An 11,852-nucleotide genomic window follows, 5' to 3' on the forward strand; every position below is an offset into this window, starting at 1 on the left:
AGAGCGAAAGATTTCTCTCTCGCTCAAAGTTTTTCTCCCGAAGATTATATTATTTTCGGGAAAATTCTACTTATTAATTTCTTTTTCTAGTTCTTTAAGAACTTTTATAATCTCTTCAAATGTTGAATATTCTCCATAAATCATTTCTGCCATAGCCTTATAATCTTTTTCTATTTCAGAAAATCGAAACTCTCTTGGAACTAACTTCAATCTACCATTTAATGCATCTTCATACCTTGCCCACTTTCTAGGGTAGAATTTCATTTTAAATTCAGTCACTTTTTTTAATAAATCCTTGTCCTCTAAGGCTTTGTTTTTAAAATCTGAATTTGCTATTTTATATAAATCGTAAAAGTGTCTTGCATATCTGTGGGGCATAGGAGAAGCTTCTGGTCTATTTGCTTCGTGGTGTAAAATTGTTGCTTTTTCCCAGAAGGTTCTCTCTGCTGAGACTGTTCTTATGCTTGTTTTTTCTTTAAATACATTTAAATATGCTTCGCCAATTATCGGCAAAACTTCAACATCAATTGCAGGTGTCCATGCTGCAAGGCTTCCTATTTCAAGCCTTATATTTTGTGTTAAATAATTAGATTCAAAGATTTTAGGATATTTACATAGAATTGTTTGTGGGTCTATTGTATCTATTGAAAATTCAAAATCAAAATCCTTTAAATCTTCTTCTAAAACTTTTAAAAATTCATCTCTTAAAAATATTTCTGTCTTTTCATTAACTGCTTTGTTGAATTTATCTTGCTTGGTATTTGACCTTTCTAACCATGGTTCTTTTTCTTCATAACCTAATACTCGCCAGTCTAAGATTAGATCTATATCTTCAGAAAATCTTTCAATGAGTCCAAAACACTTTGAAAGTGATGTTCCACCTTTAAAGGTTAAATAACCTTTCCATTTGTTTTCATTAAATAGATAGTCTAAGATAAAAGTAACCCAATAGTCTTTTTCAATTACTGCTTCAGATATATTTTTCTTTCTGGCTGTATTTACTATTAAAACTCTTAAATCGTCTTTGTTTTCTATATAAAACTTATTCATTTTTGCCCTCACAAATTTCCCTTATTACTTCATATACCCATGCAGGAACTGATTTTGATTCATTCATTAAATCCAATTTTTCTTTTTCAGTTAAGTTTTCTCTTATCTTTTGTATAACTTCTCTGGTTATATCTTCTTTACCTAAAGACTTAATTGCTTGAATAACTGTTGCAGTCTTTAGGGACATATTGGCAATTTCTCCTGGATTTACTTTTTTAAATTCTAAAACCGTATCCCCAATTTTATATTCTTTGTATCTTCCACTAGATATATATTTATAGTGAGTTGGAACTTGTGTTGATAGTCCCAACAAATTTAAGGCTGTGCTATTATATGGTGCAATATTCCAATTGTATTTTCTTGCTATGGCAAGTGCCAACTCGTGAATTGATACTGCTTCATATTCTCCAATTAACTCACTGTATTTTGGATTGTAATAAAAGCCATCAATGATACGCTGAATTTTTCTTTCATTAACCATCCTATTTAATGTCTTTCTAGCTGTATCATAAGATGTAATATCTAAAAAGTCATTTGCAAAAAATACTTTATGTGAGTCAAAATCATTTATTTTATCTGATATTTTTTCTGTATATGAACTCATTACAATCCTCCTTTGTCCCAAATATCATATCATATCTGGGACAAAAGTTCAATTTACTTAAATTTAATATTCTTATAATAGTTCATCATCTTCATCTAAAGATTCTTCGTGAGTTTCATCATCGTCAGATTCATCTTCTGACTCACTAATATAATCCTCATCATCTTCTTCAAAGTCTTCCAACATTCTATCTTCTTTTGCTTTAACTACCTTAAAATAATATCCTGCTCCTACAACTCCTCCAATTACAAGTGCAACAATTAGAAATGAACCTATTCCACTTTTCTTTTCTTCTTTTACTGGAACAGCCTTAGGCTCTTCTTTTTCTACTTCTTCTTTCTTAGGTTCTTCAACCTTTATAGTATTTTTATCTTCTGATTCAATCATATTAAGTAGGTCTTGCTCCCCTACTTCTGTCAATAACCTTACATTATCTTGATTTGACGAGTGATCCACTATTAGGTGCATAGTTTTTCCACTTTTAGTTTGAAATGTTAAAAACTGTCTTACATCTACTGGATTTTCTTTATCTTTTTCTGTATCTCCACTTGGTGTAATATCTTTTCCATTCCTATCTACATTTTCAATTACTGAACCTCTTGCCTTATTTTCTTGTGTTGCAAGATTATTTACTGCCTTTGTATTACCACCTTTTACAAGTGGGGTTTTCTTTGGTGGATTATTTGAAGGCTTATTTGCTTCACTTGTATTTCCTGGTATTCTTGGAACATCTTGATAAGGAATTTCTTCTTTTGATGGTGTAAAAACATCATCTTTCAACATTTTTTCAAATTCTTCTTTTTGTGGTTCATAGATTGATTCGTTTTGACTTTCTATTTGACCTTCATTTGTCATAGCAAATGTAGTTGCTGGTACTGTAAATGTAAAAAGGAGTAACGCTATGGCTACTCCTCGTTTAATACTCTTATTCATTTTTCTATCCTTTCTTATTTTACATTTTTAAATACATAGACTGCTTTTCTAGCATCGTCCCATTCTATTGTTTGGTTTTTACCATCTTTAATATCTCCATGACTTGCCCCAAAAGCTTTAGCAATATTTGAAATTGAAGCATGAATTCTTCCATTTATAATCACTGGCTTAACATCTGAATTGTAGACCTTCCCATCTGAATCTTTCATAACACCAGTATCAATATTTAGTCTTAATGTCTTTTTAGCTAAGATATTGTTCTCTTTATTTGAGAAAATAGCTTCACGAGTAGAATTGTCATACTCAACATTAAAACCTAGAGTATAAGCGATATATCTTACTGGAATCATAGTTCTTCCTTGATCCACATAAGTTTTTACATCCATATAGACTGTTGTCTTACCATCTTTGTTGATAATGTTATAAAAGTTTTTGTCTACTTGAAAAACTGCAAATTCTTTTTCATCTTTAACTTGTTTTTTACCTTGTTGTTCCTCTTGCTTTTTCATCTTGTTAAGATCAAATTGATTTAGAATGTTCTTGTCATCAGCTTTCAAAAGTTCGTCCCACTTCTTATCTTGAGATTTCTTATCTTCTTTCTTCTCTTTGTTTTCTTTTTGGAGTTTTAGAAGTTCATCTAATTTCTTAGATAAGTCTTGGTTTAGATTTTTATCTTTTTCATCTTTAGCTTGTTTCTCAAGTTCTTCTTTCGCTTTTTTATTTGCTTCCTCGATTAACCTCTTTGCTTCTTCAATTTTCTTATCTAATTCTTCTTTTAGCTTTTTAATTTCTTCTTCAGAAGCTTTTTGTTTTTCTTCTAGCCCTTTAATCTTTTCTTCTAATTCTTTTTTTGTATTTTCAGAAGATTCTTTTAAACTATCAATAGCTTTTTGAAGCTCTTCAATTTTCTTGCAACATTCTGACTTAGAATTTTCTGTATCTTTCTTTTTAGACTCTAAGTCTCTTATCTTAGCATCTTTTTCATCAAGAGCTTTTTCTAAGTCCTTAATTCTATTATCTTTATCTTCAATTTCTTTAGTCTTCTTTGCAAGTTCTCCTTCTAAAGACTCAAGCTTTTCTTGCATTTCTTTGACTTTATTTTCGTTTTTATCGGTCTTTTCTTTCTCAGCTTCTAACTCCCATTTTGTAGATGAATAATCTTCTTTTAGTTTTGCATTTTCATCTTGTAGTCTTTTTAATTCATCTTTAAGCTGAGTAATTTCTGCTATTAGTTCATCATTATTAGAGTTTTTAAGATCCTCAATTTCTTTATTCAATTGAGCAATCTTATTGTCTTTCTCTCTAATCTCTTCTTCTAACTTAGACTTTTCTTGTTTTAGTTTCTCTCCATTATCTTTGCAAGATTCTAACTTTCCCTTTAATTCGTCTATCTTTGATTGGTCTTCTTGTTTCTTTTCATTTAATTCTTTAATCTGATTTTCTAAGTCCTTAATGTTTTTTGTTAAATCATCAATCTTATTGTCCTTTTCATCAATATCTTGCCCTGTTAAATCTGTTTGAGTATCAATGGAATATTTATTTGGATTGTAAATCTTGATAGTTCCTGAATAGTAGTATTTTGGAACTGAAAAGTCCAATTCTACCATGTCTACATCTTTTGGAAATATCAATCCTCCATCTTCATCTTTGATTAGATTTTTGTAATTAGAAATTCCAAGTTCTCCATTATATCCTAGATTATTAAGATAGAAAGGATTTTGTTTTGGTCTATATTCTACAACTTGATTCCCTATTAACTTAGCTCCAGTATTATTAAGTTTAGGATTGCTTGGTGCATTAATTCTCCTTAATGCGTTCTTATAAAAAGCTCCACCTTCAATAACTTCAACACTATCTGGTATTTCAATTTCTTCTAGTTCGTTTTCAAAGAATAATCCATCTTTTATAACCTTTAACCCTTTTGGAAGTCTAGCTCTTTTTATCTTATTTTCTCTAAAAGCAGCACCACCAAGGTTTGTTACTGAATCAGGAATATAGATTTCTTCTAAATTTGTATTGTTAAATGCCCAACTTTCAATTGTTTTTAAATTGCTTGGCAATTTAATTTCTCTTATTGGGCAATATACAAAAGAGTTGCTCTTAATTGTTTCTAGGGATTCTGGTAAAGTAATCTTCAAATCTTTTAACTTTGATATTCTTGGAATATCAAACATATTTTGTGAGTAACCAGAACTATTTATATATCCAATAGTTTTAGTACCTTCTAAAAACTTAATTTCTTGAGTTTTCTCTGCTTTTTCCCATCCTGTTTTACTTAGTCCTGCTACATGAGTCTTATCTCCTTGATGGTAAATAAAATCATCTTCCGTCCAAGTAACATCAGACTTTGCAAATGCACTTGTATGCACAGTTGATGTCAAAATTAATAAAAGAGCCATAAAAAAGGCTCTTAGTTTGTTCGTATTAAATTTCTTCATTATGAATGTTCTCCTTTTCTTTTAATTTTTCTTCTCTTTTTCTATCATTGATTTTCTCCATTAATTCTTCCAAGCTGATATTGTTCCTCCTAAGAGTTACAATTATTTCTTCATTTTCAACTTGTATTTCTTCATCGCAAATTTCCTTGTATTTTGCATTTAGATCTTTTAATTTCTCTTCTATTTTTTTCTTTTTGTTTCTAATACTTATAAGCTTTCTGTTCACATAATATCTCCCTTCTATCTTGGTCTTCCAAAACCATAAAAGTGTGATTTCCAATATTTTGAATTTATTGATGTGTATTGAATTGGATCTCCTGCGTGAATCATCATTCCGTTACCTGCGTATATTCCTACGTGAGATATTGGTGTTCCACTGTTATATGTTGAGTGGAAAAATATAATATCTCCAGGTTGAGCTTCACTTGGACTTACTGGATTACAATAGTCTTTGTATATTCTCCATGCAGTTGTTCTTGGCATTCTCTTTACACCAGACTTTGTAAATGACCAACATACAAAACCTGAACAGTCAAAGTTAGATGGTCCACTTGCTCCAAACACATATCTTTTGCCTATATGTTTTTCTGCTTCATTAAATAAGGCTTTGGCAGTAGCTGAATCAAAAGCAAGACCAGGATTTCCAAAGTTTGGATTATCTACTATTTCTCCTAAGTCCCCATTACCTGATCCAAAAACATCACCCATATTCCCCTTAGCTTCAAGAAGAGCTTCATAATGAACTACATTGTCTGGATAATCTTTAAATATTTCCCTAACTACTTCATCCATTTCTTTTTTCTTTAAAGTTACAATTAACTTTTTATATTCGTACTCTTCTTTTTCATAGCTAGTATAAGGATTGCCACGACTATCATATCTTGTTCTTGCTACTGTTCTTGTTCTAATTTCAATTTCTTCCTTAAAATCAAGCTTATACATCTTATCGAAAAGTTCTTTTAAAATTCCTTTTACTTCAGATGCTGATTTTACTTCTCCACATCTTGAAGTTATATAGGATAAAAGTTCATGGGTATTATGACCAATTTCTCCTTCTTTATTTATAATATATTCATCATATCCAGGATGACTTGTTTTTACACTTTCGATTTGTGATTGTAGGTCATACTCCATTGATGAAAATTCTTGATTTACTTCACTTAGAACTGTATCCTGTGATAGGTATGTTGTTGTCATTACTGAGTTTACTGAATTGCTTAGTCCACTCATACCAACACTTCCACCACCAATCATGATTGATATCATAAGACCTAGTCCTATTACTAGAAATAGAACCATCTTGCTTTTTCTTACTATTAGCTCTTTAGAAGCCTTACCTAAACTTAAAATAGCTTTTTTAACTCTATCTACAAGTCTTGTTTCGTGCTTTTTAGCTATCATGCTTTTCATTTGTTTTCTCTGGTAAAACCTTTTAAATCTATTTTTCTTTATATAGGCGTCTGACTTTTTTAAATCTTCCAAGCCGCTTTTAAACTCCAACTTGCTTTTTCTCTTTCTTATTTTCTTATCAAGTTTAGATAGCTTTTTTAAGGACTTTTTCTTTTTGTCTAGCTTATACTTCCTTATTCCATGCTGGAGTTTAGAGCTTACATTAGCGACTTTTTCTCCAGATTCTACACCAGTATTATCAGACCCTGAACTTAAATAATCTCTCACTAATTCTGAAGACTTAGCTCCAGATAATAAAACCCCAGAAGATAGACTTCCTTTAGTTTTATTCTTTAAGATATTATCCTTTAGCTTACTTTTAGACTTTTCAAGCTCTCCAATCTTTTTATCTGAGATAAAATCTTTAACATCTTGAGCTTTCTTAGAATCTTTCGTTGTAACTTTCTTAGATTCATTTTTTAAGTCATCAATTTTCTTTCGAGTGAATTTATCACTTTCATAATTTTTTCTTTTGTAGTAAGTCTTCTTTTTATTAACTTTCTTTTGTTCTGAAGGTTTAAGGCTTGTTTCTTTTTCATCTTTTATAAATTCTTGATTATTGTCTTTAAAATAAGGATTATCAAAAGTTTTATCTGTATCAACTTCGTTTAGCTTATTTTCTTTATCTATCTCTTTAGAATTTTTTTCCTTATCTCTAAACTTCTTTTCTTGATAAAGCTTCTGATTTTGCTTTTTGTCGATATTAGTATTAGTCTCGTTCTTACTTTCTTCATCTTTAACAAGCTTATCTTTTCTATATATTCTCTTACTTTTATTTGCTTCGATAGGTTTATCTTCACTTGTGTGGATTCGCTTAGACTCTTTCTCGTTGATTTTGTCTTGGAATTTATCCTTACTATGGATAAGTTTATCCTCATAATTTTTAAGAACTTGTCTTTTACTTGATGGTTTCTTATTGTTTATTGGTTGAGCCTTAGCTGAAATATCATCTGTTATTAGTTTATTAGAATTAATATTTCTACTGTTTTCACTATCAAAATTTACTTTTTTGGAGTCTACATCTAAGTCTTCATCAAGTTTAAAGTTTTCATCTGTCTTTATTTCAAGATTAGCTTTTTTTGTTTCTCCAGCCTTATCCTTATTATCTAAAACTTCTTTTCTGATTCTTTCCTTGTTGTTAGCCTTCTGAAAATCTTTTAGTTTATCTTGTTTTTGATCTTTAGATAATACATTCTCATGAATAAGTTTAGATTCTTTTTCTGAAATTTTATCTTCGAACCTATCCTTAGTCTTAATAATCTTATTGGTATAATCATCTGAATGAACGAGTTTACTATCTACATTCTTTTCAGGGGCGTCCCTATTTCGTATAATTTTCTTTTGAAAATCTTTTTTTAGTTTTTTATCCATATCACACCTACTTAGCTTCTTCTGGTTTTGTTGTCATTAGCTTATATAGCATGGTGTCTTTAGGGAACTTATCTATAAATGGAACAATAGTATTTCCAAAGAATAATAGTCCCTCACCTGCATTTGAGTTAGTAATATAGTTTAACTGATAAGGCGATATTTTTAATTTTTTAGCAAGAATATCCCTATCTCCAGATGCTTGATTTAACATTAGAACAAAGTCTGTATTATCAAAGATATTTTCAATTTCCTGACTTGTTAAAAGATCTTTTACGTTTTGTGTTATACCTGTTGGGATACCTCCCCATTTTCTAAATCTTTTCCAGATTTCTACTGAATATGAAGCAGTTTGTGGGTCTTTTAATAAAAGGTGGAACTCATCTATATAGTATCTTGTAGACTTGCTTCCTCTATTTAGGGAAACCTTGTTCCAAACTTGGTCTTGAATGACAAGCATACCTATTTTTTTAAGTTGTGTTCCTAGCTCTTTTATATCAAAACAGAGCAGTTGCCTATTTAAGTCAACATTTGACCTATTATTAAATACATTAAGACTTCCCTTAACATAAATTTCCATTTCTGTTGCGAGCTTTCTACCAACTCCCTCTTCTTGAGATAGGAGCATATCGTATAAATCTCCTAATATAGGCATATTTTCTGGTTTTGGGTCTTCAAAATACTTTTGATATATCTTTGGTAAGCACCTATCTATAACAGATTTTTCTGCAGCAGTAAGACCAGATCCTCCTACTACAAGTTCAAGCATAGACATTATGAAGTTTGCCTTATCCTTTAAAGGTGCGTCCCCATCTCCATAGTTCATATTAATATCTAATGGATTTAGGTAGTCCTTTGACTTTGCCGAAACTTTAATAACTTCTCCATTAAATTGTTTTACAAGGTTTGAATACTCTCCCTCAGGATCACAAATAATTACATCATCGTCTGTTACAAGAATTGCATTTGCCATCTCTCTCTTTGCCGAGAAAGATTTACCAGAACCTGGTGTTCCTAATATTAATCCGTTAGGGTTCTTTAGTTTCTTCCTATCTGCCATAATCAAGTTTTGGCTAAGGGCATTTAAGCCATAGTACAAAGAATTTGCCGAATCAATAAATAGCTCTTCTGTTGTAAAAGGCATAAATACTGCCGTTGATGATGAAGTTAAAAATCTTTTTATCTCGACTTGATTAACTCCTAAAGGTAAGACAGAAACAAGTCCTTGTTCTTGTTGATGAGATAATCTTTTTACCTGACAATTATGTCTGTTTGCAATTGATGATATTTGAGAAATAGTGTTTTCTAATCTTTGATTAGTCCTAGAAAAATTCATCATTACTATGCTAACTACAAAGAGCCTTTCATCTCTATTTTGTAAGTCAGATAACATGGACTTAACATCAGCTCCAAAAGTATTTATATCTGAAGGGATAATATCCATATCATATCCTGCACGAACTGCTTTCTTTTGTTCTTCAATTTTCATTCTGTCTAGGTCTGTGTTCTTTCTCTTAATAAGTTTAATAGCTTCTGCTTGTTCAACTACATCTATATGAAAAGCTACATAAATATTGTCATCAATATCTAAAAACTCAGATAACATCCTGTCTGATAACTCACTTGCAAGTATTTGAAAATGGCTTACTGCTCCAATGAATTTCCCAAATTTAAAATTATTTGCTGGTACAAAATTAAAAATATTGGGAGTTATATGTGATTTTGTAGACTCTTTCTTCTTCAAATCTTTATATGAAAAATTAAAGTTCTTGTCTGGATTTAACATATCGTGAACAAGTCTTAATCTTTCTTCGCCATCAAGGCTTTCTGCTCTTACTCCCATAGATTTAAAGTTAGATAAAATATCTACTTCTAGTCTATTTAACTTTGCTCGTGCTTGCTCTAGGTTATCGGCTTCTGTTGTAAAGGTTATATACTTCATCTTTTTAAGTCCATTATTGCCCTTTGCAAGTTGAAGTTTTAACATCTCTCTAAACTCTTTTCTTACATCGTCATAGAAATCTCCCTTATCAGCAATTTTAATTGCGTCTTGTAGGTCTTTATTTCTTCCTAATTGATTTACATATGATAGTTCAATGTGGACACTTGGATCAAAAGAATTTAAAAAGTTGGCAAATTGGTTAAAGATTAAATCTCTATCTTCTTCCAATGCCAACTGGTAATTTATATCTTGAAATGAAATTGTCTTTGAATAATTTTTTTCATCTAACTGGCAAATGCCCTCTGGTAACATTCTTATATATGGAATTGTATCCTCAACAGTAAATCTCTTTTTCTCTTTCTTTAAAAGTACACTTAGAAGACTATTTGTCGGATCTTTCTTTGTTTTTAGTCTTCTTACTTCCTTTCGGTCTTTTTTTAATTGTTTTTCCCTTAGATTTAAGTCGCTGATTTGCTTTTTTCTTTGCTTCAAGGTATGCCTCCTTTCTTATTCTCTTAGTTGGTTGATAAAACTTATGAAGGTAGAAAAATTTAAAATATTTTTCAAAAGTTAAGGTGTCTTTTTCATATAAGGTTATAAAAAAGATTGGCAGGGTTACTATTAGCATTACAATAATTGAAACATCATTAGGTAGATATTTCTTCATAAATAAATAGGTTGGTATGCCAATTAGTCCTGCCACAGAAAAACCTATAAGTTGTCTTTTGGTTAAGTTAAAGGCAACCTTTGTTTTAATCTTGTCCAAATCTTTTGGTATTGGTACATATGCCATTTTAATCTCCCTCTACTTCTTCTTTGGAAAGTTCAAGTATATGGTCATAATTAGATGTTGTTTCCTCTTCCAGGTAGCTAATTCTTTCTTCTAATTCTTCTTGTTTTTCTTCATTTCTGTCATTGTATTCGCCTTGATACATAACAAATTCATTGTGACATCTTCCGAGTCTATTTATTCTCCTCTTTAAGTTTCTAATCTCTTCATTTCTTTTTTTCTCTTTTAAGATTTCATAAGTTCCTCCTAATAAAATTCCAAGTCCCAATAAAGCACAATTTTTCTTTTTTAACATTTATTCCTCCTAGTGCGTATTCATAATACTTTTTGCAACTGTTCCACTCTTAAACATCATAAGTCCAAGTAGTAGAGCATATCCTAATATACTAAACAAGCTTGCGTGAATATCTGTAATCTGTACCGTTCTTATTAAAACGGTGTAGATACCTAAACATACCATCAAAAACAAACCTTGTAGTCCCAAGGCAAAAAGTCCCTTGATATAATTTGTTCCAATCTGACCCCATTCTTTATTTCCCATAGTCGCAAATGGTATGGATGATACTGATGAGTAGACATATATTTCAAACATACGCCCATATACTATTAAGGTAATAGTTAAAGATATACATTGAATTGCAATCCTTACAAGGCTTGTTTCAACTAATATCATTAAAAGCTCACCTATTTCTTTTTCTTTTAATGTATCAACCATTGCAACTATCTGATCTCCTGAAACAGTGGCAGAAGTAGTGATTACCCCTGCCGCTTTGTTTACAAGATTTTGTGCCACATCAAAGACTGCCATTGAAAATTCAAAGGCATGGCTTGCAAGGTAGACTGCTATAAACATCTTTATAATGTATTTGAAAAACTCAAAAGTATCTGTATCGTGCATATTATTCTTTTGCATAACCATATTTATGAGTTCAATACATAAAACTGCTGTTATGATAAGACCTGCTATTGGAACGATCACATTATCATTAATGTTTTTTATGAAGTTATACACTTCTCCATTCCAACCCATTGGTGTCTTCCCAACATCAGTTGCAATAACTCCTACCTTGTCATTTATATCTAAGAACATGGACTCAAGATTTGCTTTGATACCTCCGAGTAGCATATCCTTAAAAAATTCAGTTAGCTTGTCAAAGATACCAAACATAGACTTTCTCCTATTTTAAAGCATTTGCAAGCAGTGGAATTAATTTAATACCGATTAGTACAATTCCCCCACCAGCCATAAGCTGCTTAATACCTTGAGATTTAGCACCA

11 protein-coding genes are annotated in these 11,852 nt (G+C 30.8%); all 11 read right to left on the reverse strand.

The genetic code is table 11. The features are described 5' to 3' along the window. Positions 1-66 precede the first annotated feature (66 nt). Positions 67-1,050, reverse strand: a complete 984-nt coding sequence (locus WKS98_RS09330) for a nucleotidyl transferase AbiEii/AbiGii toxin family protein (RefSeq protein ID WP_498918785.1) — start codon at positions 1,048-1,050, stop codon at positions 67-69. Next, positions 1,043-1,654 carry a DUF6088 family protein gene (locus WKS98_RS09335; protein ID WP_498918787.1) on the reverse strand — a complete coding sequence of 204 codons (612 nt, stop codon included), beginning with the start codon at positions 1,652-1,654 and terminating at the stop codon, positions 1,043-1,045. Before WKS98_RS09335 ends, WKS98_RS09330 begins: the two co-directional genes overlap by 8 nt. Positions 1,655-1,726: 72 nt before the next feature. Beyond that, positions 1,727-2,587, reverse strand: a complete 861-nt coding sequence (locus tag WKS98_RS09340) for a CD1107 family mobile element protein (protein ID WP_498918788.1) — start codon at positions 2,585-2,587, stop codon at positions 1,727-1,729. A gap of 14 nt (positions 2,588-2,601) precedes the next feature. Then, complete coding sequence (locus WKS98_RS09345) at positions 2,602-5,025, reverse strand: leucine-rich repeat protein (RefSeq protein ID WP_498918790.1); 2,424 nt, start codon at positions 5,023-5,025, stop codon at positions 2,602-2,604. Then, positions 5,012-5,251 (reverse strand): hypothetical protein, encoded by a 240-nt coding sequence (locus WKS98_RS09350; RefSeq protein ID WP_001080402.1) that lies wholly within the window; start codon positions 5,249-5,251, stop codon positions 5,012-5,014. The genes WKS98_RS09345 and WKS98_RS09350 overlap by 14 nt, the downstream gene beginning before the upstream one ends. Before the next feature lie 14 nt (positions 5,252-5,265). Beyond that, complete coding sequence (locus tag WKS98_RS09355; RefSeq protein WP_498918793.1) at positions 5,266-7,845, reverse strand: C40 family peptidase; 2,580 nt, start codon at positions 7,843-7,845, stop codon at positions 5,266-5,268. Positions 7,846-7,852: 7 nt separating this feature from the next. Beyond that, a complete protein-coding gene (locus tag WKS98_RS09360; RefSeq protein WP_498918794.1) occupies positions 7,853-10,276 on the reverse strand; it encodes a VirB4-like conjugal transfer ATPase, CD1110 family in 2,424 nt (807 codons plus the stop codon). Next, positions 10,167-10,577, reverse strand: a complete 411-nt coding sequence (locus tag WKS98_RS09365; protein ID WP_498918795.1) for a PrgI family protein — start codon at positions 10,575-10,577, stop codon at positions 10,167-10,169. The genes WKS98_RS09360 and WKS98_RS09365 overlap by 110 nt, the downstream gene beginning before the upstream one ends. A 1-nt stretch (position 10,578) precedes the next feature. Further along, positions 10,579-10,869 carry a hypothetical protein gene (locus tag WKS98_RS09370; protein ID WP_002838520.1) on the reverse strand — a complete coding sequence of 97 codons (291 nt, stop codon included), beginning with the start codon at positions 10,867-10,869 and terminating at the stop codon, positions 10,579-10,581. Positions 10,870-10,878: 9 nt separating this feature from the next. Next, on the reverse strand, positions 10,879-11,742 hold the full coding sequence (locus WKS98_RS09375; RefSeq protein WP_000466919.1) for a VirB6/TrbL-like conjugal transfer protein, CD1112 family: 864 nt from the start codon (positions 11,740-11,742) through the stop codon (positions 10,879-10,881). Between the two features lie 10 nt (positions 11,743-11,752). Next, positions 11,753-11,852: Maff2 family mobile element protein (locus tag WKS98_RS09380; protein ID WP_498918797.1), on the reverse strand; the 100-nt coding region annotated here is incomplete at its 5' end.

Origin of the sequence: Lagierella sp. ICN-221743 (assembly GCF_037890055.1) — a bacterium.
GTDB lineage: Bacteria > Bacillota > Clostridia > Tissierellales > Peptoniphilaceae > Mediannikoviicoccus.